This window comes from Mesorhizobium sp. M0954 (assembly GCF_040319155.1).
In the GTDB taxonomy this organism is placed as follows: Bacteria; Pseudomonadota; Alphaproteobacteria; order Rhizobiales; family Rhizobiaceae; genus Mesorhizobium.
On record NZ_JAMYNR010000026.1, the window covers coordinates 1 to 22,126 of the forward strand.

Below are 22,126 nucleotides of genomic sequence, written 5' to 3' on the forward strand. Positions count from 1 at the left end.
AGAATGTTGACACGATCTGCCAGCGCGACCGCCAGTGGGCCGGGCTCGCGCGATGGCGCCGCCGAGCTCACCGCGATCAAGCCGCCGATCACCATGCCGACGACAATGTGGACCACCAGGACGCCAACATCCCGCCCGACGAGTTGAAGCTGGCCGGCATGTTCGCGGAGCCACCGGGCCGCGAAGACTTCCAGTTCCTCGATGTTCGACGGAAAATAGGCCATCGCCCAGGATGGGAGATGGACGCGCGCGGTATCGATGATCTCGGCCATCTTCTTGAGGAGCGTCACGACGTTCTCCGAACCGCCAGTCAATTGTGACATGCCGCTAAAGATAGCGGCGGCTACCAGGAGAGTGAAGATCAATGCCACCAAGGTCAGCGCAAGGCTTTTCGTCAGGCTGTTGGAGACGCCGATTCGATGGAGCATCGGTGCGGCGAAATGAACGATGTTGAACACGAGAAGGCCCGAAAGCAGTGCCGGAAGCAGCCCGAGTTCGAGAACGCCGACGAGCGCTACAAGCGCAAGCAGGCACGACGCGAGATAGAACCATGAGAAAGTCAGCACTTTTCACCTGCAGAAGCAGCCAAGTCCTCTCCGGGTTTCATTAGCTTTGATACCCGGTGATGCGCAAGCGAACACGCGTTCAACACGTGTGTAAGGCTAACCGCCTCGGAGGTCCCATGCTTGCGCGCCAGGTCGCCCGCTTTTGCCCCGCCCCATGCTCACGCAGGACCGCGATGATCAGCTCTTCCGTAAACCGCCTTCTTTTCATCAGTCCGCCCTTCAATCGAGCCGGACTCTAATCTCAGATGGAGGAAATTGCCCGTGGCAGGTCAGCCGCTCGAGAATGTTCATGCCGGTTGGCAAGAATGATCCTCTTGGTGGTGAACGCCGAAGTTCATTCCGCCGCGAAGACCATCAGATCCTCGAACCGGAACTCGACATGGTATCGGCCGGACGGAAGGGCGTCCCTGTCCGGATGGTCAGGTCATTGCTTTCGAAAATGACTTCATGCCGATCGCCAAGGAAAAGGCTCTCGACGCAGGTCATAGCGATACGTCCAGGGCCGTCCTCCCCGGACCACGTCACCCGCTCAAGCCGGACGAGTGCGGTGACTTTGGCGCCGACGGTCAGCTCCTGCTGGGCACTGCCCACAAGATGGATGCCGTTCGCGACAATTTCCGCACGGTTGCCGTTGATGGCGGTGACCACGCCGTCAAGGCGATTGTTGGCACCCATGAACTCTGTGACGATTTGACCAGATAGTCGTCAGCGCCGAGATCAAGCGCGCCAACGCGGTCCTCTATCTCGGAACGGGCCGTCAACATCAGAACCGGGGTCGTATTCCTTGCCTGCCGGAGCCGTCGAACGATTTCGAACCCGTCGAGGCTGGGCAGCATGACGTCGAGGATGACGAGATCGTAGCAGGTGAAATCGAGGATTTCTGCGGCAGCACGGCCGTCCGTCTCCCAATCGACTGCGTGGTCGATCGTTTCGAAGCGGCGGCTGATAGCCTCGCCAACGTCGCGCGTGTCTTCGACGAGGAGAATTCGGATGCCGGAGCATTTGCACGGAAGCAGCCGCCTATCAAGCGTCACCTCTTTGCGGAGAGGCGCTTGACATCATCTGCAGATCACGCGTTGGCTTCAGCCCTGTTACCGTCAGCAGTTCAAGCCCAATCATTTGAGCTTTATCGACGGGCTGCGTGATGCCGTCTGCCTTCATGTCGATCTGCGCATCCACGCCAAGAACGGGGCGCGTCGGTGCATGACCCGCGCTGCAAGCCACGGCTGGACCACGCATTTTGCCGCATTCAACGTATTCGACCGCACCGTGATCAGTCGCTAGTAGATGCACCACCATCGCCATCAGGGGATTATGTTTCTGGCGATCGTGATGCTGATAGCGATTGCGCAATGCCATCATTTGCGCTTCAGAGACGTATCCAATTGCGTCATTAAGAGGATATCATGCCGACAGGCGATGGCAGTTTGAGCGACATTCTTGGAATCTTGTCGGTTCTCCTACTCGTGGCCGCAAACGGCTTCTTTGTCGCCGCCGAGTTTTCCCTGGTCGCCGTGCGCCGAAGCCGAGTTGCCGAACTCGCTGCGGCTGGGCGGCTGAACGCGGCAGCGCTTCAGCGGGCCGTCGACAATCTCGATGCCAATCTGGCGGCGACCCAGCTCGGCATCACCATTTCATCGCTGGCACTCGGCTGGATCGGCGAACCTGCTCTCGCGCATCTCGTCGAGCCTCTCTTGATCGGGCTGCTGGGGTCGTTGGCGACTGCGGGCTCACACACTGTCGCCGTCGCGATCGCTTTCATCATCATCACCGCGCTTCACATCGTGCTTGGCGAGCTCGCACCAAAGAGTCTGGCGCTCCAGCGCAGCGAAGACACTGCGCTCTGGGTCGTGCGTCCGCTCGGTCTGTTCCTCTTTCTGCTCAGGCCGGCGATTCTAATGCTGAATGGTCTCGGCAACCTCGTTCTGCGACTCTGCGGCCTGCGCCCGGGAACCGGTGAGGATTCATTGCACTCGCCAGACGAGCTGAAGCTTCTGATCTCGGCCAGTCAGGAAGGCGGCCTGTTGCAGCAGGCGCAGCGGGAGATGGTCGAGCGGGTCTTCAACATCGGCGAGCGCCGCATCAGTGACATCATGACGCCTCGGCCGGATATCGACTGGATCGACGTGAATGATGACCGAACCGAGATTCTTCGTACGATCCGCGATTGCCGCCATGAGCAGCTCCTTGTTGGCAAGGGCGGTATCGATGAACCACTCGGCATGGTTCTGAAGAAGGACATGCTCGACCAGGTTCTTGACGGGCAGGTTCTCGATCCGATGGCGATCATCCGTGAGCCGCTCGTCGTTCATGAATCAACGCCGATTTTCAAAGTGCTGGAGCAGTTCAGGAAGGCGCCCGTCCGCATAGCAATGGTCCTCGACGAGTACGGAAGTCTGGAAGGAATTGTTACCCAGACCGATTTGCTCGAAGCCATCGCCGGCGACCTGCCCAACATCGAAGGCGAAGAGCCGGATGTCGTCGAGGGTGAAGACGGCTCCCTTCTCGTGGATGGTATGATGTCGGCCCAGGACGCGTTCGATCGCCTTGGTTTTCGAGCACGGCCAACTGAAGGCGACTTCCATACGATCGCAGGATTTGCCCTGTTTCGACTGGGGCATCTGCCTGAGGTCGGGGAACATTTTGAGTATGGCGGCTGGCACTTCAAGATCGTGGACATGGATGGCCGGCGGATCGACAAACTGCTCGCACGAAGGAACTCTCCCACGGGGCGGCAAGAAACATCGGAGGTAGATGGGCTCAGAACATAGGCCAATGAATAGGCCGCCGTGGCCTCGTCGAGGTCGCCGGTGCCCGCGAACCAACTGTATCCTGCGTGATCCAACCTGACTGATACTGATGCACCATCACCCGGTCGACGAAAGGCGAAAGCACCCGCACCACCCCCATGGCGTTGCCGGTCATGTCGACCCGTCCGTGATGGCGCAGCCGGCCATCTTCGCAGAAAACCACTTCCGCAAAGGTGCGGTGGATGTCCATTCCAATTACACGTCATTGGCCCCCTCTCTCCTTGAACAATCGGGAGCCGGCGGGCGATGCGACACCTACGGATCCGCGCTCTCGGCGCAACCGGGCAGGTCGCAGGGGCGGCCAGCTACTAACGCGAGCTCGCAGCTTATCGAATACATCGGCCTGCCCGCACTTGGCGTGCTCCCGGCGCCGCTGTCCCGGATGGTCACACATACGCTGAAAATCTCGCATCTCCAGCGGGGGATCAGATGGCACCATCATGATCATACCGGTTACCGAGCGCCTCAACGGCGAGATCAAGCGGCGCACCGAGGTCATCGGCATCTTCCCAAATGATGACGCCATCGTCCGTCTGGTTGGCGCGATCCTGCTCGAGCAGAACGATGAATGAGCCGTGCAGCGGGCGAGATACATTACGCTGGAAACCATCAGCCAAATGAGCGATGATCCACTCATCAGCCTGCTGTGGCGCGCTGATCATTCCCGGCCCATGCCGGAAGCTGCGGCGACCAAGCCGTCAACTACACCACTCCCTGGGACACGATCCTGATGCGCTCACGCTTCAAGCCAAGACCGCAATCCAGATAGCGAGCCAATCGTGAAATCCGAGACAGCAGCCACCGAAAGCGTTGAGCCGGCGCCTAAGGCTGTTCCATCGGGTTGGCGAGTGTTGATGACACGCGAACGTTGGACCGAAGTCGCTCGCATTATATTTACCGGCCTGATGGCCTTTCTGTACTGGCAACAGCTGATTCCCATTCAAGCTTTGTGGGGGGCGGTTGCCATCGGTTTGTATCCGCTTGTCAAGACCGGCGCCGTTGACCTCGTAAAAGAGCGCAAGATCGGTACCGAGATATTCGTCACCATCGCTACGGTGGTAGCGCTGATCGGAGGCGAGACCGTCGCCGGCGCGGTCCTCATGGTGATCATTCTGATCGCAGAGTTCATTGCCGATTTGAATATGGATCGTGCGCGAGCCTCGATCAAAGACCTGATCGGCTCGGTGCCCCAGGTGGCACTTGTGCGGGACCCAGGTGGCGAACGCATGGTCACGATCGAGAATTTGCGCGCGGGCGATGTTGTCTTGGTGCGGGCCGGCGAGAAGATCCCGGTCGATGGCAACGTCGTCGGTGGAGCGGCTTCGGTCAACGAAGCATCGATCACTGGAGAGAGCATTCCCAAGGACAAGAGCGATGGCGCCGATGTCTTTGCCGGAACCATCGTCGAATCCGGCGCCCTCGACATCGAGACCGAGAAGGTTGGTGCCGACACCACCTTTGCCCGCATCATCAGTCTGGTCGAGAATGCCGAAGCGGAACAGGCACCCGTCCAGAAACTGGCGGATAAGGTCGCGTCATGGCTGATCCCGGTCGTGCTGATCTTCCTCGTTGCGGTTTATCTTTATACCCGCGACGTTCGGATGATCGTCACTCTGCTGATTTTCACATCGCCTGCCGAACTCGGATTGGCGACTCCTCTGGTGATTATCGCAGCCATTGCGCGAGCCGCACGCAGTGGAATTCTGGTCAAGGGGGGCGTCTATCTGGAGTCTTTGGCCAAGGTCGACGTCCTGGTGTTCGACAAGACAGGCACCCTGACGGCGAACAAGCCCAAGGTTGTCGGCGTGGAAATGCAGGACGGCACGCTTTCGGAAGCTGATCTGCTCAGCCTTGCCGCCGCCGCCGATCGGCGCTCCGCTCACCCCTTGGCGAAAGCGGTCGTCAACTATGCCGCCCGGATGAAAATCGATGTCCCGGAACCGGAGCAGTACGAGCAGTTGCAGGCGCGCGGTGTGAAGGCGACGGTCTCCGGACGCACCGTGCTGGTCGGGAATGCATCGTTGCTGCGCGAGGCCGGCGTGCCGCTTTCCGATGCGATCGAAAAGGGCGGACAGACCCCGGTTCACGTCGCGGTCGATGAGAAATTCGCGGGCGTGATTCTGATTGCCGACACATTGCGACCAGGTGCGCGCGAAGCGCTGGCAAAGCTCCGTGCAACCGGGGTCAAGCGCATGGTGATGGTGACGGGTGACAATGAGGCCACAGCGCGGACCATCGCCAACGAGCTCGGCGTGGATGAAGTGCGTGCCAATCTGATGCCGCAGGACAAGGTCGCCGCCATCGCCGAACTGCAAAAGCAGGGCCATCGCGTGGCGATGGTCGGCGACGGGATCAACGACGCGCCGGCGCTGGCACGCGCCGATGTCGGCATTGCGATGGGCGGCGGCGGCACGCAGGCAGCGCTGGAAGCCGCCGACATCGCATTGATGAAGGATGACCTGGCAAGAATTGTCAGCGCGCGCGCGATTGCGCGACGCGCTTACCGGACAATTCAGGAAAATATCTTTGTCGGTGTCGGTGTTGTGCACGTTTTGGGCATTGCCGCAGCGCTGATGGGCTGGATCGGTCCTATCCAGGCAGCGATTTTGCACTTGGGGCCAGATGTCCTGGTGTTCCTGAATTCGGCAAAACTGCTGCGCGTTCGAATCCAAGATGTTTAGCGCATCTCTTTGGAGCCTAAGGCGCTTGCAGTTCTTTGGACGACAAACGCCTCCAATTCGCATCGTCCACGAAACCGGGCAACCGCAACCAGAGTACGCTTACTGCTGTGGCGCTGGTGGCGGTGTGCCCCCAAACCACCCAGCCGCATACCCGATCACAAACAGCACCACGATCACGGCTGCCACACCGTACCAGAGGCGCCTGTCCGTGAAATTCATCGTTATCTCCGAATATCGCGCTGCGCCTGACGACCCAGCGATTTCTTCGATCCTTTGGTCGTCGTTTTCGTGACGAGCGACCCATCTGATCCCCTGACAGAGTAGGCCAAGTATGGCTTCCAGAGAAGCGCGCAGGCCTGTCTGCGGTGCCAAAGCCGCCGGCTGCAAGCGGCTCGCGGAGGAGCGAGCATCTGGAGGACGCTGGGATCGACCCGAGCTCCATCGGCTTCTTGGCGAGCTCGATGAAGGCGACATCGTGGTTGTCCGGAAACCAGACCGACTGATGCGGTCACTCAAAGACCTGCTCCTTATCCTTGAGAAGATCGAGGCCGCCGGCGCCGGGTTCTGCTCACTGACCGAGGCAATCGGCACGACCACGACGGCAGGCCGCATGATGATGCTGATGCTCGGTTCCTTCGCCGAATTCGAGCGAGCCATCGTACGGGAACGCACCATGGCGGGGCTTCAAGTGGCCAGGAGCGCGGGCGAAAAGGTGGTCATCGCCCAAAACTCACGTCCGATCAGCGCTCCGAAATCATCGGCATGCTGAATGATGGTCCACCCGCGGCTGAGATTGCTCGCATCTTCCGAGTTCATAGCGCCACTGTGAGACGTATCGGCGCTCAGACGAACATGAATGTTCGCTGATTGTGGGTGCAATTGGCCGCTTTCGCAGCGACGTACGCACCGGCCCTCCTCGGACGCGTACCCCCGGCCTGCAGTTATTGCTATTGTACCAGCTGCCTACGTGGTTGGTTCGGCGGAACACATCCTGGAGCAAAAGAATTCGAACCGAACTAGCCAAAGCGGTCATTCGATTCGTCCGATCGGATGACTGCTACTGGCGCACGTGGTCGGTTGGTGCGTTCAGACATCAGATTGCCTGATGAGGCTCGGGAAGGTCCGGCCGGGATGGAAAACCGCCGTTCAGCGCCCTATGCGAGCACGAAATTCGGCAGTCGAATTGGTGCGTGGAAACGGTTCGGAAGGCAACTGTACATCGAGAAAGGCACAAAGCGGCTCCCACCCTTCGGAGACCTGATAAGTAAGAAGGCGCTCAGGTGGCAGCGTTGATTTCACGGAAGCGTTATGTGCTTCATAGACAGCGATTGCGTGATCACGGTTATCAAATCGACCGCCAAAGACAGTGTTTCCAACCACCGCCACACCAAAGGACTGTGGATCATTGGTAGCAGCATCCATCGTGAGCCCTATTGTTTGCGCCATGCTGTCATACCAGGCTTCCGGGTCACGAACTGTCAGGATAACCTTTGCATGAGGGTAGTGGTCACTCACTTCGCGCCAAAAATGCGCCGTTGGCCAATCGACCGCGGAAAGATAGCCGGCATATGCCGCATCCCAGGTCGGGAGTTGTCCCTGTCCGGCGGCGCGCCACAGCGCCTTCTGCTCGGGATTGGCGTGGACATCTGCCATGTGATGACACGGCCCGAACCCAAGATGCTCCAAGGCGAGCTTCAGCGAATATGTGCCAGTGCGACCCATGCCTGCGCCAATGACATATAGAGCCATGAGCACCCCCCCGACGAATTTCAATTGGTCAAAATACCGCTGTTTTCTTTACTTCGCTATATGTTTTGAAGGTCAGCTCCGAATCGCCTCAAGCCGTAGCGCGCGAAGGTCAGTATTGGAGAAGCGCCGGGAATGGTGGCTCTTGGCGCCGCTGTGGCGAAAGACGCGTGCATCGACACCACTATCCGCTGACGCAGCGCTTGCTCCGGTCGATGACGTGGATGGCTTTCAGGGATGGGAGACAACCGACGGCGAGTTTCCGCCGGGAACGTGATCGCGGTGACCAAAGCCATCTTGAACGGCAAGGCCGTGCAGACCTGCTCCATCAGGCTGCTCGACGTCGACCGCGCGACATTCGAGCAGCGTGGACACAAGCTGGCAAGGCAAGGGGTTAGGCGCCGCGCTGTTGGAAGACGCCGTTCTGCGCACGCGTTACGCCGCGACGATCCTCGGGATTCGCGGCCTTCTTGTTCACGCCATATCGGACGAAGCGAAAGCCTTCTACGAGCACTATGGCTTTGCGGCTTTCCCGAAAAATCCGATGACCCTTGTGCTCTCGCTAAGGCGCGTTGAAAGAGCGGGCCGAAACGTCTTGTTGTGCACAAGTTGGTAATCGCCTCGTAATCAAGCAGCCGGAAAAAGCTTCCAGCGCCGCGGCCCGAATGCCACCCGGCTTTTCTGCGCCGCCGGATGGTCGACGGGCAGCTCGATCTCGACCCGCTGACGTTCGCCGCCGATTTCGAGCTCGACCCGCCTGGTATCGGCAACGCGGCGGCTGGCGGCGACCGTGCCGGCGATGCAGCCGTTGCATTCTTCCACCAGATCGACGTCGTGCGGGCGAAAGAACAGCGTCGCTTCGCCTTGCGGTGCGTGCGGCGCGGAAAGCCCGATCGGCCGATCGGCGATCCAGACTTGGCCGTCCTCGACCTTGACCGGAATCGAACTCGATTCGCCGATGAAGCCGTAGACGAAGGGCGAGTTCGGAGTGTCGTAAATTTCGTCGGCGGTGCCGACCTGCTCGATGCGGCCCTGGCTCATCACCACGACGCGGTCGGCAAGCTCCAGCGCCTCTTCCTGGTCATGGGTGACGAAGACCGTGGTGTGGCCGGTGGCGTCGTGGATGTCGCGCAGCCAGCGGCGCAGTTCGCGGCGCACCTGCGCATCGAGCGCGCCGAACGGCTCGTCGAGCAAAAGCACGGCCGGTTCGATCGCCATGGCGCGGGCCAGCGCCACGCGCTGACGCTGGCCGCCCGAAAGCTGTGCCGGATAGCGTTTTTCCAGACCGGAAAGCTGAACGAGGTTGAGGAGTTCCGAGGCGCGGCGGCGGATTTCCTTCGCCGACGGGCGTGACGGCCCGTGCCGGACCTTGAGGCCGAAGCCGATATTGTCGGCGACCGTCATATGGCGAAACAGCGCGTAGTGCTGGAAGACGAAGCCGACATTGCGCTCCTGAATCGACTTTTGGGAGGCATCCTCTTCGCCGAAGAAGATCTTTCCGCGGGTCGGCCGCTCCAAGCCGGCAATCAGCCTGAGCAGCGTCGTCTTGCCGGAACCGGACGGTCCCAGCAGGGCGATCAGTTCTCCCGACTTGATGTCGAGCGAAACGTCGCGGAGGGCCGGAAACCGCTCAAACTCCTTGCGCACGTTGGCAACGCGAACTTCCATGCAAATCCCTTTTGTAGCTGATGCATGCCGTTATCCCAAAACCGGTTCCCACTTTTGGGCGACATCAAATCTTTGTTTTATGCATGTCGTTGTCCAAAAACCGCTACACACTTTTGGGCGACATGCATTTGTCAGTGTCCGCGCGTCGCGGCGATCTCGGCGCCGTAGCGCATCTCGAGAAGTGTTTTCAAGACCAGCGTGACGAGCGCCAGGCCGGCAAGCAGCGAAGCGACGGCAAAGGCGGCGGCGGCATTGTACTCGTTATAAAGGATTTCGACATGCAGCGGCATGGTGTTGGTTAGCCCGCGTATGTGGCCCGACACGACCGAGACCGCTCCGAACTCGCCCATGGCACGGGCATTGCACAGCAACACGCCGTAGAGCAATCCCCATTTGACGTTGGGCAACGTCACGTACCAGAACGCCTGCCAGCCATTGGCTCCAAGCGACAGGGCAGCCTCCTCGTCGCCATTGCCCTGTTCCTGCATCAGCGGGATCAATTCGCGGGCGACGAAGGGGAAGGTGACGAAGACGGTGGCCAGCACGATGCCCGGCACGGCAAACAGGATGACGATGCCATGCGCCTTAAGCCAGGCGCCGAGCAGGCCTTGCGCGCCGAACAGAAGTACATAGACCAGGCCGGAGCGGCGTGTAGGCGACCTTGATGCCGAGCGGCGCCAATAGGCTGCCGACCCACCCAGCCATTCGGCGCGTAGAGCGTGGTCAGCGCGATGCCGGCAACCGCCGTCGGCAGCGCGAAGGGCAGGTCGACCATGGCATCGGCGATACGGCGGCCTGGAAAGCTGTAGCGCACCAGCACCCACGCGACGATCGTGCCGAAGACGACGTTGACGGCGGCGGCAATGAAGGCGGTGCCGAAGCTGATTTCAAGCGCGTTGATGGTGCGGCGGTCGGTGACGATCGCCCAGAAGTCGGTCCAGCCGAGCGCCGCCGAGCGCCAGATCAGCCCGGACAGGGGAATGAGGATGATGAGGGTGAGGTAGGCAAGCGAGAAGCCGAGCGTCAATCCGAAACCCGGAATGACGCTCGGCTGCCTGAACCGCCACCCCGCCTTGGCGGGTGTCGTCCTGATCTAGATTTTATCTTACTGCGCTGGCTTATAGATCTGGTCGAATATACCACCGTCGCCGAAATGGTAAGGCTGCGCCTTCGTCCATCCGCCGAAAATTGGATCGTCGATGCTGATCCGCTTGATTTCCGGCAGTTTGGCGAGATCTTCCGCAGGCACCAGGTCGGGCTTCGCCGGACGGTAGTGGTTCTTGGCGATGATCGTCTGGCCTTCCTTGGAATAGAGATAGCTCAGATAGGCTTCGGCAACTTTGCGTGTGCCCTTGGCATCGACATTGGCGTCGACAACGGCGACCGGCGGTTCGGCGAGGATCGAGGTCGGCGGGATGACGATTTCGAACTGATCGGCGCCGAACTCGTCCAGCGCCAGATAGGCCTCGTTTTCCCAGGCGATCAGCACGTCGCCAAGGCCTTTTTGCGCGAAGGTCACGGTAGAGCCACGCGCGCCGGTGTCAAGCACCGGAACATGGGAATAGAGGTTGCCGACGAATTCCTTGGTCTTGGCTTCATCGCCGCCATCGTTGGTGTTGGCCCAGGCCCAGGCCGCGAGGTAGGCCCACCGGCCACCACCGGAGGTCTTGGGATTGGACGTGATCACCTGGACGCTGTCCTTTGTGAGATCGCCAAAATCGTGAATGCCCTTCGGGTTGCCCTTGCGGACGAGGAGGACGATGGTCGAGGTATAAGGAGCCGAATTGTTCTCGAACTTCGTCCGCCAGTCGGGATTGATCTTCTTCGTTTTCGAGACGATCGCGTCGATGTCGCCTTGCAGCCCCAGCGTCACCACGTCGGCGTCGAGGCCGTCGATCACGGCGCGGGCCTGAGCGCCGGATCCGCCATGCGACTGCTGGACGGTCACGGTCTCGCCGGTCTCGGCCTTCCAGTGGGCGACAAAGGCCTCGTCGAATTGCTTGTAGAGCTCACGCGTCGGGTCATAGGACACGTTGAGAATGGTGGTATCGGCAAACGCGAAACCGAGCGTGCCGAACTGGACAGATGTGGCGACCAGCGCGCCGAGCAGTTTCCTGAAATGAGGTTTGGTCATTTCCGCCTCCGTTGACGCGCCAAATCTACCGATTTAATAGAATTTAGATGCATTCAATGTTGCCTTTTTGGCCTAGTGAAGCAATTTTTCGCCTATTTTACTCTAAATGAGGAATGTTTTTCCTCACACAGCGTGACTCGGGATCCTGGGCTCCCGGAGGCGATAATTAGAAACCGCCAGCCCTTCGGCAATGGCCGCGCAGGGTCAACGAGGGTTTCATCCCACGGTGGCCGGCGGAGCTACTCGGCGCCGACGGGAAAGTTGAAGCGTTCTCTTGGAAACGGCTCGTTTTCCAGCGTGAAATGCCACCATTCGCGGGCATAATTGTTGAAGCCGCCGGCGCGCATCGCGCTCGACAAGTCTTTCGCGGTTTGCCGCTACTTCACTGGCGAGCGGTCGGCGAGCCGTTTCGCTCGCCGGGTCGAACACTCGAAGCCAGTGCCGAAATCGAGCATATCGGCATCGGTCGCGCCGCAGGCCGGTTTCGGCGCGCTCTTGTGGTCGGTCCGCGCGATCGCGACCTCGACTGTCGAGCCGCGCGAATGGGTGGACAGTTCGCCGATATAGCCCTTGGCGATGAGATCCTTGGCGCTTGATGTCACGATGGCTGCCCGTATTGACGTCCGCTGCACTCACCAAGGACGACCCCAATTGGACTGCGCATATTACGCACGCATGGCAACACTGCGCCGCGGTTGCTAGGGGGGTCAAGCAGAGTTGAATGGCGAAAGATTGAGGGTCCAATCGTGATGCGGCGGCGCCCAAATTTGCGACAGCGCGCCAACGGGCAAAGACGACCCCGAGCGGAAGTTCGTTCGTCGAGGGCGAATTCACGCCGATGACCCGAACCCACCCTTCCCCGGGGCGATTTGGCGGCCCGAAAGCTGACCTTTAGCGGAACCGGCGGTCGTGACCCTGAAGCGACATTCGCGCTGAGGTGGACAGCGAGTCTCGTTGACTGGCTGCGGCATCGGCGCATAGTCGTCGACCAGCACGATGCCCCATTTGGGGAACAGTCGTATGAGGGGAGGCAGGCCATGGAAGTCGCCGGTGGCGCTGGTGCCGACGTTCACGTCCCGTATATTCTCGTCCATTCCGATCGCGAGATCAGGCGTCTCAGCCATCAGGCGGACATCATTAACCCGATCACGCGAAGAATCTTGCTCTCTGCGGGCATGAGCGCCGGGATGCGCGTGCTCGACGTGGGCTGTGGCGCGGGTGATGTTACATTCCTGGTTTCCGAGATGGTTGGCAGCGAAGGTCAGGTCATCGGCGCAGATCGGGCTCCAGCGGCCCTGGCGGCGGCGGAGCGGCGTGCGGCGGCGCATCCGATCCAGAATGTCAGCTTCCGTGAAGGCGATCCCGCGGCACTTTCGTTCGACCGACCGTTCGACGCCGTGATCGGCCGCTACCTCTTGATGTTTCAAGCCGATCCTGTGGCCATGCTGCGTGGCGTCGCTCGTCATCTCCGGCCTGGAGGGACCATCGTCTTCCATGAGCCGGATTGGGACGGCTGTCGATCCAGCCCGCCGGCGCCGACCTACGACCAATGCTGTCGATGGATCGTCGAGACGTTCCGGCGCAGCGGTATCGAGACCAATATGGGTATCAAGCTCGATGCGGCATTCCGCGCGGCTGGATTGACCGCGCCCTCAATGCGTATGGAGGCGGTTGTTGGGGGAACCAATGGCGGCTTCGACTGGTCACACCAGACCGCCGAACTCATTGTCACGATGCTGCCGGAAATCCAGAGCCGGGGCGTTGCGACGGCCTTTGAGGTCGATATTGAAACTTTGGGACAGCGGATGCAGCGCGAAATCGAGGCGGGTAGCGTCATCGTGAGCCGTTCGGAAGTAGGCGCCTGGTCGCACGCCTAGAGCTAGTCATGACACTGGGCGGCTGCCTCTCACGAAAGACTAAGGCGCATGTCCGCTCTTAGCGCGATCGAGGCGATGCGGACTTCGCCTACTCAGCAGCCGCCAGTGCGGGTCAAACGGCTTGGTTGGGTGGTTCTCTGCCGTCTGTCTCGTCGAGCGGAACGAGCAGGCAGCGCCAATTGCGGACTACGCTGTTATTGAAGGGCGCCGCAACTCGCGGCGTCCCTATTTCCAGTTGGCAGGTGCGGCTGGTGCTGCTTGGCACTACTTGCCAGTTGCGGCGATTGTCACATGCTCCCAATCCTTCCAAGTCTGAAGGCGCTTGGCATAGATGTCCCCAATCATCAGGGTTGGCGCAACTCCGAGAAGTAGCCGCAAGGGTGGCTCCGGTGCGTCAACAAGTTTGAGGATCGCAGGGCCGGTCGCAGCGGGGTTGCCCACGAAATTCGCCGGCATCCGCTCGGCCATAGCCATCATGTCTTGCCGGATGAAATCGTATTGGGGAAGCGGTGCTGCATGGACAGCGGAAGCGCCGGCCCAGTCAGTCTCGTAGCCGCCAGGCTCGACCAAGGTGACCTTGATGCCGAACTTCGAAACCTCCTGCACAAGCGACTCCGTGAGACCTTCGACCGCCCACTTCGATGCGTGGTAGCCGCCTAGATTGGGAAATGCCATTACACCGCCCATACTGGTGACCTGGATGAGGTGGCCGCTGCCCTGCTTGCGGAACTGCGGCAGCACGGCTTGCGTGACGTTCAGGACACCAAAGAAGTTCACTTCCATCTGGTCTCGGACCTGCTTGTCAGACACTTCCTCGACAGCGCCAAACAAGCCGTAGCCGGCGTTGTTGACGACCACGTCGAGTCGTCCGAAAGCATCCAGTGCCTCTACGACCGCGGCGATGGCCCTATTGCGATCGGTCACGTCCAGCTCTAGCGGAAGGATTGCGTCGCCATAATTTTCGACGAGGTCTGAAGCGCATCAGGCCTGCGGCTGGTGGCAACAACCTTATCGCCGCGCGCGAGCGCTGCCTCCGTCCAAATTCGGCCGAAGCCGCGATTAGCACCGGTGATGAACCAGATTTTCGACATTAAACTACCTCATGATTTGGGTGCCATTGGGCACTTCTCTTGAGGTAGGCAGGCCCCCTGTCGAGTTCATTTGCAGGTTGCGACAGAAAACTGGCGATGGGCGCCAATCTCTAATTTAGGCGAGAGGCCTCGGTGTTCTGCTCGCGCCACCGTGCGGGGGTGACGCCTTCCCATTCGCGGAAGGCGCGATAGAACGAGCTGGTATCCTGATACCCCAGGAGATAGGCAATCTCATCGGTCGCGTTCGCGCCACTGGCCAGCATTTCGCGACCAACCTCCTGGCGCGAAGCCTCCAGTAGCAGCCTGAAGCTCGTCCCAGATTCAGAAATACGGCGCTGCAGCGTGCGTTCGCTCATCCCCAGGACGTTGGCCACGTCCGATAGTTCGGGCTTGCCGCTGGCCAACCGCCGCTTCAGGACAATCTTCACCTGTTCTGGCAACGAGCTTTGCGCATCGATCTCGTCGAGTGAGGCCAACAGTGCCGGTGTCAGGATGGCGAGCAACTCGGGGTTGTGCCCAGCGAATGGTCGGTCCAGATCGTCGGCACGCAGCACCAGCTGGTTCTTGGGCGCCCCGAAGGTAATTGGCGCTCCGAGGTACTCCTTGTGCGCTCGGGTCGTCGGGCCTGCTCGGGTCATGTCCACTCGCAGCGGGACGATGTGACGACCTGTTCCGCGTCGTCCCAGTTCAAGGATTGCTGCAAACGTCACATCGACCGCTACGTCAGGCTCCGGGCCAACGGCGTGGATCCAGGAGAAGCTCACAAAAGCCTCACCATCACGTTCTATAACGTGCAGCTCTTCCGGTGTGCAAAGCCGCTTGAACCTGGCAAGACGGTTGAGGCCGTCGCGGAAATCCTTGGCGAAGAAGGCCGACATGGTCGCGGGGGGATGGACCGTTGTATCTGCCGCCACATTGATATGCAGCCCGATGGCGGGGTCGCCCGACAGCTCCTCCAGTGCTTGCCAGAGGTCGAAGTATTGGGCGGTGTTGACCCAAGCGTCTTCGGAAATGTGGAGCGTCGCAGGCAATCGAGCTTGCCTCAACAATGCCGCCGGTGAGATGCCAGCCCGCTCTACCGCGCGCCAAAAGGCCTGTGGGACTTTGCATTTGTCGATTGGTAGCCGTGTCATGGCAGGCCTTTCACTCGCCCGTAATGGCGGCATATGAGCGCCGCTGTCCTATCGTCGTCTAGCCCGACCCCAGTTCGATCACAGCGTACCCGAATCCGCCACCGATCCAGTGATCCATCTGCTCTACCGGGTCGCCCACTGTGTGATCGGCAGGGTGGACGGTAACGGTTGCTCGCTCAACTGCTTGCCGCTGGCGCGCCGGGCGGCTCGGGTGCCGGTGAGGACGCTGCGCAGCTTGGCGGCCTGCTGGTCGATGGCCTGCGGGCCGTTGCCGGTGAGCAGCCGCACGGACGGCTCGTAGGCCAGTAGCGGGGCGGCGATGTTGAGGGAGCTCGCAAGTTTGAAGCCAGCTTCCTTGACGGCCGTGTCGACAAAGTAGGAGGTTCGGGTCCTCTTGCCGGGGACGCGTGGGTAGAGGAACCGCAGCGCGAACAGCTCGCCGATCGTGGGGACGGTCGAGATGGTGGCGGCGAGGAACGGGTTGTCGCTGACGAGGTAGGGGTGGCCCTGCGCGTCGATGCGCTGCCGAGTGGAGGTCACCGCCACGGGCGCGTGGCAGATCAGCGAGATGATGACGCCGTTCTCCCGGGCTACGTGGAGGGTTTCGCCGAGCCACGGGTTGTCACGGAAGTCGACCATGGGGGCGTGACCGCCGGGGGTGTGGATGAAGTCAAAGTCGGCGAAAGTGAACGGATCGGCCGGGTCGCGGTGACGCAGGACGAGTTCCTGCAGCGAGTGGAAGGTGCCCTCGGGCAGCTTGTCGAGGCGGCGGATCAGTTCGGGGCGGTACTCGGCGAGCTCAGGCTCGCTGTTCGGCAATAGTTCGGAGACCGGGATCCGGCCGATGTGGCGCTCCAGCAACTGGACATCCTGTTCGCGGCGGGCGACCAACTCGGGGTGGCGCTGCCGGAAGCTGTTGACATCGAACGAGCGGCGGCGCTGCTGCATACGGAGGGGGATGGTCTTGGCGCCGGTCTTCTCGATGGATTGCACGGACAGGGCCATACCGTTGATGTCGAGTTGCGGGGCGTTGCCGTCGGGGGTGGCGAAGGTGAACTCGTAGTCGTTCTCGAACTCCTTGAGCACTTGAGCCATCTCGACCAGGAAGAACCCGGTCGAGATCGACTTGACGTCGGCCGGTTCGGCCAGCGGCAGCTGGCGGCCGGACGAGATGAGGATCAGTGCGCGGCGCTTGGTGGTGGGCATGACTTGTTCCTTCTCGATGCTTTCGGCCGGGGTGAGATCGGGCCCCGTGCCATTCATCGGTGGAAGTAAGCAGGCCCACCGTCGCATTCATTTGCAGGATGCGACAGAAGAATTGCGATTGCCGCCAATCTCTAGTGTCCGCGTTGGGTCAGATCGCGTCATGCGACGCTCGCAATTGAACGACCGCCAAAAAGGGTCGAACTCGGTCGTTCAGAGCGATTTGGATGGTTTTGGCGGCGAGAGCAGCCGGCCATGAGGAGATCCCGAACTTTGAACGAAGTTGTCGGCCGGGCGCGCCGGATACGGCCCCTCCTCTCGAACCCGACCTTCGACCCTGAACGGGGATGGTGATACACGCCCGTCCTTCTGGTATAGTGGCACGATCACCCAGCGGAGACGTTGCCATGTCTAAGCACTTCGTTCATGGGGCAGTGGTCGCATTGGGGCTGTTCGTCACCAGCGCAAGCGCCGAAACCCTGAAGCTTCCTGACAATCTGGCCGGCTTTAGTTCTGATATTGGCGAAAACTACTTCGTCGAAAGCGATGCACGGGAGGCCTATTTCCCTCTCGCAAGCAACTTTCTGACGCAGAAGACACAGTCCTATTGCGGTGTCGCCAGCATCGTCATGGTGCTGAACGCGCTCAATGTACCGGCGCCTTCGGTTCCGGAGTACGAGCCATATCGCACTTTCACGCAGGACAATGTCCTCGATGAACGAACGGACGCCATTCTCGCCCGAGATGTTTTGGCGAAGAAAGGTATGACCCTCGATCAGATCGGTGGAATTCTTGCGACGCAGCCGGTCAAGGCAGAAGTCCATCATGCCGCCGACAGCTCAGTCGACGAGTTCCGCAAGCTGGCGAGTTCCCATCTCGGCCAGTCGAACCATTTCGTGATCGTCAACTACCTCCGCAAGGCAATCGGACAGGAGAAGGGCGGCCATATCTCGCCGCTAGCAGCCTATGATGGGAAATCAGACCGCTTCCTCATCCTTGATGTCGCACGGTATAAATACCCTCCAGTGTGGGTGAAGACATCTGAGCTTTTCGATGCCATGAACACCCAGGACTCCGACAACGAGAACAAGACCCGCGGCTTCGTCCTGGTATCGGCGGCTTCTGTTCAATAGTGATCACCGTCTTCAACGCGATCATCCAGTCTGTGAGCGAGGGGTCACGCGCATTGATGCGGGGCCCCACAAACCATCCCGCCCCCGCCCGCCGATGAACCCGGTGGGTGCCGACCCGGCATGCGCTCGCCCCGGCGGCGGTGGTCTCACACGCTGGCGTTCTAGGGTCAAACTCTACCAACTGGCTGCCGCCAATGGCCGAGATGGATGGTTTGTTGCTGTTCGCCTCGTCCACTGGAACGAGTAAGGTGCGCCAGTAGCAGGCAGTCAAACGTGTGTTCTGGAATGACTGCAATTGGCGCGACCGCGCCCCGTTGAACGCGCTGCCCCTTCCACCAACTAACGGCCAAGGCTATTCCCGCCGAACCGAGGGCGTGTCATATAGCGTAGCACGCTCCAGCTCGCTGAGCAGGGCCTCGGCCTCTCTGACGTCGGCGGTTTCGAAACCCTCGGTGAACCAGTCGCGAACGGGTGTCAGAAAACTGTGGGCTTTCTCCCCGGCGCCTCGCTCTGCCCACAGGCGTGGGGGGGGCGGCGCAGCTCGCAACTCCCACCATTTGGCGGCCTGCGCCCCGGCAGTCTCTACCGATTTGTCGAAAGATTCCGCCGCCAAGTCGCCGTCGCGACCAGGCTCGCGCAAAGCAAACTCCCCTTTCAGTCGGTACAGCTCGGCATCAAACCAACGCTCGCCGGTCGAAGTCGCACGCTCGAACGCGTCGTCCAGCACGCGTCGCGCATTTTCAACGTTGCCACTACTAAGGTAAGCCTCAGCCAGAATGGACTCGTAGTACGGCATCATCACCAGGTAACCGGCGTTCACGTCGTGCTCGCAGCAGGATTTGAGGGTCTCGAGGCCTTCGGTTGCATTTCCTTCAGCGATGAGTGCGGCAGCTCGAAAGCCCCGTCCCTTGTTCAACATTGCAGGCATGGCCTTTTCGGACGCGAGAGCAATCAGGCGCTCGCTGTCGCGCCGAAGGGCGAGCCAGTCTTTGCACAAGTGGTAGTAGACGCACGTGTTGGCGAGAGCCAACACGATCGCGAAGGGCTGGCGCGTTTTCTCCGCAGTTTCCAGACCCTGCCGGCACCGCCGGTACCCCTGCTCGGGGTAGCCCAGAATGAGCAGCGTCCGGGCAAGGTAGAGGTTCGGTCCGGCGTCGGCGATGTCCGCACCGAGCAGAGGGTCCAGGTCAGGTGCCCTTGTCGAGACCCGCTGCTCCAGGAAAGAGCGTGCGGTGGCAAAATCGCCCATCCAAAGGGCAACGAATCCGGCTGCGTCCACTCCGATTGGGCCACCCTCGCCGTATGCGCGCGCCGCCGCGCGCATCAGCTCGTTGGCGACTTCGCGCGCGCGATCGAGCTCCGCGCGATTGTAGTAACAGAGAAACTCGCCGTAGCTGGCCCGGAGGTTCTCGCGCTCCGCTCCCGTTTGCCCTGCCAGGAATCGGGCGCGAGCATAAGCGGTGCCCGTTTCGACCGCCGCCGTGCCCCTAGCCGCCCGGAGCGCATCCCCGAGCGCAAGGCGGAGCCCGAGTTCAAATCGGTTGCGCTCCAAGCCTTCCGGCAGCGTTTCGAGAAGCGAGAGACCGTTATCGAGCTGGTCCAGCGCTTCCTTTGTCGCCGAGCGCATGATCGCCGTGCGTGCCGCAGCCTGATAATATGGCACTGCCTTCCCGACGAGCCCGGCCCTGCCGTAGTGGCCGGCGACGAGTTCGGGATGAGCTGTGGCCGTGTCCTTGAATCTGTTGACCAGCGCGTCGGCAATCGCGCCGTGCAGTTCCCGGCGGCGCCTTTTGAGGAGCGATTCGTAGGCGGCGTCCTGAATGAGAGCGTGCTTGAAGATGTGTGCCGGGCTGGCCGCGGTGCCGCCGCTCAAGATTAGCTCGGCTCCGATCAGTTCCGAGAGCGCCGTCTCCAGTTCACCGGCAGGCATGTCGCTCACGCTCGCCAGCAGCGCACGATCGAACTCCCGCCCAATCACGGCACCGACTTGCGCGGCATGCCTTGCGGAGGGCGGCAGGCGGTCGAGCCGAGCCATCAGCGCGTCCTGAAGTGTCACGGGAACCGTGACTGCAGGCAGAGATCCCAAAAGGTCGAAGTGATCTCCTGCGTCGACAAGGACGTTGAGATCGCGCATCGCCTTGGTCAATTCCTCGATGAACAGCGGAATGCCGTCGGTGTGCGCGACGATCTCGTTCAAGACTTCCTGCGGAAGACGCTTGCCCGCAACGGCCTCGGCCACTGCGGCCGCCTCAATCGGATCGAGCCGTTCGAGCACGATCCAGTCAACGTGTGCGCCGCTCCAGGCCGGCTTGAACTCCGGCCGGAAAGTGACGAGCAGCAGCACTGGCAATTGGGCGATCCGATCGTTGATCCGATCGACCAGTTCCAGCGTCGTCGGGTCAAGCCATTGTGCGTCCTCGACGACCACGAGCAGCGGATGCCGCGTCGCGAGCCCCTCAACCCAGTTCAGCAGCGCTGCAAACGTCATGGCCTTCCTCTGCTGAGGGGTCAGATCACGTAACGAATGCTGCTCGCCGGTTCGAACGCCGAGCAGATCGGCGATGACAGGGATGGCGCCGCTGGTATCGGACAAAGCCCTTCCCAGAAGAAGCTCGAGCTTCCTGAGCTGTGTTTCGCCCGGGTCAATGCTTGCAAACTCCGCGGAGCGCCGGATTTCCGAGATGACGGGCCGTAGCGCCGAGTTCGCGTAGTACGGCGAGGCGTCGAAATGGATTTCCTGGAGCCGGTCCCCTCTCAGTCGATCCCCGAGAAAGCGCACCAGTCGCGATTTTCCGATCCCGGGCTCCCCGGTTACGAGGACAAACTGGCCCATCGTTCGCCTGACCCGCCCCCAGCGCTCGAGCAGCAGATCGATCTCGCGGCCTCGGCCGACGAACGGCGTGAGCATCGTGCCGTGAAGTCCCTCGAACCGACTTTCACTGCGCCCGATGCCGTGGACCCGCCAGAGGGCTACCGAGGGGCCGATCCCCTTGATCGGCTGCCTTCCCAGGTCCTCCAGGTCGAAAATCCCTCCGACGAGGTGCCGGGTGGTTTCGGAAATCACAACCTGGTCCGGCCCTGCGGCCTGCTGCAGCCGTGCTGCGAGGTTCGGCGTCTCCCCGACGATCTCGTCCGGGCGCTCTGCCTCCCCTCCCCCTAGGCTTCCGATGACCACCAACCCTGTGGCAATGCCGATGCGTGCACGAAGGTGAGGAACCTCTTGCGTCTTGATTCCACCAGCTGCCGCCACAATGCGAAGGGCAGCCTTGACCGCCCGTTCAGCCGCGTCCTCTTGTGCCTTCGGCCAGCCGAAATATGCAAGAATGCCATCGCCCAAGAACTTGGCGACGTGCCCCCCGAAACGGTCCACTTCTTCGGTTACCGCGCTTCGGTAACTCCGCATCACCGCCCGCAGCTCTTCGGGGTCGAGCTGATGGCTTAGCTCGGTCGACCCGACGAGGTCGACGAACATCACCGTGAGCTGCCGCCGCTCTGCCTCTGTCGGGGCGGATAAAGGCAGCGCCGTTTTCAGCGATGCGGATGCGCCAATGGGCGCCGACCTCGAAACCAGGGCCAGTGAGGCAATCGCATCGAGCAGCTTGCGCCGGTGGCCGACGGAGGTCACGCCGATTCCCGTCAAATCCTCGGCCGTCAGGTGGGCAAGAACCTCTTCACTAATATCGTTGTCGCGGAAGGCCTTCTCGTATTGTCCCAGGCCGATACCGCGAAGCCAGGTGGCGACGTCCACGTCCCCCTCCTGTATGAAAGTACAATCATACACCAAAAGCCCATCATGGTCGCGTGAAAACGGGTCCGAGAAGAGTCGATTCGGCCTCAGCCTGAAGGTCCAATTTAATAGGACCAGACATGTCGGGAAATGGCGGCGCAAGAATGTCCTTCCGGAGCCGGAACTGATGACCCTGAGCAGCCGTTCAGAATGCAAGGTTTGAACGTCGACGAAGGGTCATGGCCGTGAATTGACCCGGAGCAAGCGAGCTTCCGCTTAGGGTCGACTCCGGCCAGTGCGTGAAGGTCGGCTTAGGAGGCGCGACTCGAATGGCGCGAAATGGCGCGTCCCGCTGGT

The 22,126-nt window shown here is 61.0% G+C and carries 17 protein-coding genes and 6 pseudogenes; 7 read left to right on the top strand and 16 right to left on the bottom strand.

Features of this window, described 5'->3' with window-relative positions; translation table 11 throughout:
- The 4 genes and pseudogenes from NKH93_RS26490 to NKH93_RS26505 form a co-directional block, all read right to left on the bottom strand.
- Nucleotides 1-566: pseudogene (locus tag NKH93_RS26490) on the bottom strand (hypothetical protein); the annotation flags it as partial.
- 354 nt (nt 567-920) lie between these two features.
- Nucleotides 921-1,241: a hypothetical protein gene (locus NKH93_RS26495; protein ID WP_352973593.1), complete on the bottom strand. Its 321-nt coding sequence runs from the start codon at nt 1,239-1,241 to the stop codon at nt 921-923.
- A gap of 14 nt (nt 1,242-1,255) precedes the next feature.
- Nucleotides 1,256-1,558: pseudogene (locus tag NKH93_RS26500) on the bottom strand (response regulator); the annotation flags it as partial.
- A gap of 31 nt (nt 1,559-1,589) precedes the next feature.
- On the bottom strand, nt 1,590-1,928 hold the full coding sequence (locus tag NKH93_RS26505; RefSeq protein ID WP_352973548.1) for a hypothetical protein: 339 nt from the start codon (nt 1,926-1,928) through the stop codon (nt 1,590-1,592).
- A 44-nt stretch (nt 1,929-1,972) separates the two neighbouring features.
- Here NKH93_RS26505 and NKH93_RS26510 point away from each other — a divergent pair, with 44 nt between their 5' ends.
- Nucleotides 1,973-3,337 (top strand): hemolysin family protein, encoded by a 1,365-nt coding sequence (locus NKH93_RS26510; RefSeq protein ID WP_352642092.1) that lies wholly within the window; start codon nt 1,973-1,975, stop codon nt 3,335-3,337.
- A gap of 91 nt (nt 3,338-3,428) precedes the next feature.
- On the opposite strand, the pseudogene NKH93_RS34365 reads toward NKH93_RS26510, so the two are convergent.
- A pseudogene (locus tag NKH93_RS34365) lies at nt 3,429-3,566 on the bottom strand (IS110 family RNA-guided transposase); the annotation flags it as partial.
- A gap of 268 nt (nt 3,567-3,834) precedes the next feature.
- On the opposite strand from NKH93_RS34365, the pseudogene NKH93_RS26520 reads away from it, so the two are divergent.
- The 3 genes and pseudogenes from NKH93_RS26520 to NKH93_RS26530 form a co-directional block, all read left to right on the top strand.
- Nucleotides 3,835-4,107, top strand: a pseudogene (locus NKH93_RS26520) (transposase); the annotation flags it as partial.
- Between the two features lie 123 nt (nt 4,108-4,230).
- Nucleotides 4,231-6,057 (top strand): heavy metal translocating P-type ATPase, encoded by a 1,827-nt coding sequence (locus NKH93_RS26525; protein ID WP_352973587.1) that lies wholly within the window; start codon nt 4,231-4,233, stop codon nt 6,055-6,057.
- 331 nt (nt 6,058-6,388) lie between these two features.
- Complete coding sequence (locus NKH93_RS26530) at nt 6,389-6,826, top strand: recombinase family protein (protein WP_352642094.1); 438 nt, start codon at nt 6,389-6,391, stop codon at nt 6,824-6,826.
- Between the two features lie 377 nt (nt 6,827-7,203).
- On the opposite strand, the gene NKH93_RS26535 is transcribed toward NKH93_RS26530, so the two are convergent.
- Nucleotides 7,204-7,806: a sulfotransferase family protein gene (locus NKH93_RS26535; RefSeq protein ID WP_352973550.1), complete on the bottom strand. Its 603-nt coding sequence runs from the start codon at nt 7,804-7,806 to the stop codon at nt 7,204-7,206.
- Nucleotides 7,807-8,167: 361 nt separating this feature from the next.
- Here NKH93_RS26535 and NKH93_RS26540 point away from each other — a divergent pair.
- Nucleotides 8,168-8,419, top strand: a pseudogene (locus NKH93_RS26540) (GNAT family N-acetyltransferase); the annotation flags it as partial.
- 11 nt (nt 8,420-8,430) lie between these two features.
- Here the strand turns inward: NKH93_RS26540 and NKH93_RS26545 are convergent.
- The 5 genes and pseudogenes from NKH93_RS26545 to NKH93_RS26565 form a co-directional block, all read right to left on the bottom strand.
- Nucleotides 8,431-9,471 (bottom strand): sulfate/molybdate ABC transporter ATP-binding protein, encoded by a 1,041-nt coding sequence (locus tag NKH93_RS26545; RefSeq protein ID WP_352973551.1) that lies wholly within the window; start codon nt 9,469-9,471, stop codon nt 8,431-8,433.
- A 131-nt stretch (nt 9,472-9,602) separates the two neighbouring features.
- Nucleotides 9,603-10,564, bottom strand: a pseudogene (locus NKH93_RS26550) (sulfate ABC transporter permease).
- A gap of 12 nt (nt 10,565-10,576) precedes the next feature.
- Nucleotides 10,577-11,605 (bottom strand): sulfate ABC transporter substrate-binding protein, encoded by a 1,029-nt coding sequence (locus NKH93_RS26555; protein ID WP_352973552.1) that lies wholly within the window; start codon nt 11,603-11,605, stop codon nt 10,577-10,579.
- A gap of 239 nt (nt 11,606-11,844) precedes the next feature.
- Nucleotides 11,845-11,964 carry a M15 family metallopeptidase gene (locus tag NKH93_RS26560; RefSeq protein ID WP_352973553.1) on the bottom strand — a complete coding sequence of 40 codons (120 nt, stop codon included), beginning with the start codon at nt 11,962-11,964 and terminating at the stop codon, nt 11,845-11,847.
- A gap of 18 nt (nt 11,965-11,982) precedes the next feature.
- Nucleotides 11,983-12,207: a M15 family metallopeptidase domain-containing protein gene (locus NKH93_RS26565; RefSeq protein WP_352973554.1), complete on the bottom strand. Its 225-nt coding sequence runs from the start codon at nt 12,205-12,207 to the stop codon at nt 11,983-11,985.
- A gap of 435 nt (nt 12,208-12,642) precedes the next feature.
- Here NKH93_RS26565 and NKH93_RS26570 point away from each other — a divergent pair, with 435 nt between their 5' ends.
- Nucleotides 12,643-13,482, top strand: coding sequence for a class I SAM-dependent methyltransferase (locus NKH93_RS26570; RefSeq protein ID WP_352973555.1), 840 nt, complete (start codon nt 12,643-12,645; stop codon nt 13,480-13,482).
- A 264-nt stretch (nt 13,483-13,746) separates the two neighbouring features.
- Here NKH93_RS26570 and NKH93_RS26575 read toward each other — a convergent pair whose 3' ends face one another.
- The 4 genes from NKH93_RS26575 to NKH93_RS26590 all read right to left on the bottom strand — a co-directional run bounded on the left by NKH93_RS26575 (nt 13,747) and on the right by NKH93_RS26590 (nt 16,912).
- Complete coding sequence (locus tag NKH93_RS26575) at nt 13,747-14,406, bottom strand: SDR family NAD(P)-dependent oxidoreductase (protein ID WP_352973556.1); 660 nt, start codon at nt 14,404-14,406, stop codon at nt 13,747-13,749.
- Between the two features lie 8 nt (nt 14,407-14,414).
- Nucleotides 14,415-14,573 carry a hypothetical protein gene (locus NKH93_RS26580; RefSeq protein ID WP_352643551.1) on the bottom strand — a complete coding sequence of 53 codons (159 nt, stop codon included), beginning with the start codon at nt 14,571-14,573 and terminating at the stop codon, nt 14,415-14,417.
- 110 nt (nt 14,574-14,683) lie between these two features.
- Nucleotides 14,684-15,706, bottom strand: a complete 1,023-nt coding sequence (locus tag NKH93_RS26585) for an AraC family transcriptional regulator (protein WP_352720505.1) — start codon at nt 15,704-15,706, stop codon at nt 14,684-14,686.
- Between the two features lie 123 nt (nt 15,707-15,829).
- Complete coding sequence (locus NKH93_RS26590) at nt 15,830-16,912, bottom strand: type 1 glutamine amidotransferase family protein (RefSeq protein WP_352973557.1); 1,083 nt, start codon at nt 16,910-16,912, stop codon at nt 15,830-15,832.
- A 440-nt stretch (nt 16,913-17,352) separates the two neighbouring features.
- Here NKH93_RS26590 and NKH93_RS26595 point away from each other — a divergent pair, with 440 nt between their 5' ends.
- Nucleotides 17,353-18,042 (top strand): phytochelatin synthase family protein, encoded by a 690-nt coding sequence (locus tag NKH93_RS26595; protein ID WP_502896499.1) that lies wholly within the window; start codon nt 17,353-17,355, stop codon nt 18,040-18,042.
- Nucleotides 18,043-18,394: 352 nt separating this feature from the next.
- On the opposite strand, the gene NKH93_RS26600 is transcribed toward NKH93_RS26595, so the two are convergent.
- On the bottom strand, nt 18,395-21,790 hold the full coding sequence (locus NKH93_RS26600; RefSeq protein WP_352973558.1) for an AAA family ATPase: 3,396 nt from the start codon (nt 21,788-21,790) through the stop codon (nt 18,395-18,397).
- Between the last annotated feature and the right edge of the window lie 336 nt (nt 21,791-22,126).

Bases quoted from the DNA above. Each gene is read 5' to 3' on its own strand.
- NKH93_RS26580 (WP_352643551.1), bottom strand. From the start codon at position 14,573: ATGTCGAAAATCTGGTTCATCACCGGTGCTAATCGCGGCTTCGGCCGA.
- NKH93_RS26545 (WP_352973551.1), bottom strand. From the start codon at position 9,471: ATGGAAGTTCGCGTTGCCAACGTGCGCAAGGAGTTTGAGCGGTTTCCG.
- NKH93_RS26495 (WP_352973593.1), bottom strand. From the start codon at position 1,241: ATGGGTGCCAACAATCGCCTTGACGGCGTGGTCACCGCCATCAACGGC.
- NKH93_RS26510 (WP_352642092.1), top strand. From the start codon at position 1,973: ATGCCGACAGGCGATGGCAGTTTGAGCGACATTCTTGGAATCTTGTCG.
- NKH93_RS26555 (WP_352973552.1), bottom strand. From the start codon at position 11,605: ATGACCAAACCTCATTTCAGGAAACTGCTCGGCGCGCTGGTCGCCACA.
- NKH93_RS26570 (WP_352973555.1), top strand. From the start codon at position 12,643: ATGGAAGTCGCCGGTGGCGCTGGTGCCGACGTTCACGTCCCGTATATT.
- NKH93_RS26525 (WP_352973587.1), top strand. From the start codon at position 4,231: ATGACACGCGAACGTTGGACCGAAGTCGCTCGCATTATATTTACCGGC.
- NKH93_RS26535 (WP_352973550.1), bottom strand. From the start codon at position 7,806: ATGGCTCTATATGTCATTGGCGCAGGCATGGGTCGCACTGGCACATAT.
- NKH93_RS26585 (WP_352720505.1), bottom strand. From the start codon at position 15,706: ATGACACGGCTACCAATCGACAAATGCAAAGTCCCACAGGCCTTTTGG.
- NKH93_RS26505 (WP_352973548.1), bottom strand. From the start codon at position 1,928: ATGATGGCATTGCGCAATCGCTATCAGCATCACGATCGCCAGAAACAT.
- NKH93_RS26590 (WP_352973557.1), bottom strand. From the start codon at position 16,912: ATGCCCACCACCAAGCGCCGCGCACTGATCCTCATCTCGTCCGGCCGC.
- NKH93_RS26530 (WP_352642094.1), top strand. From the start codon at position 6,389: ATGGCTTCCAGAGAAGCGCGCAGGCCTGTCTGCGGTGCCAAAGCCGCC.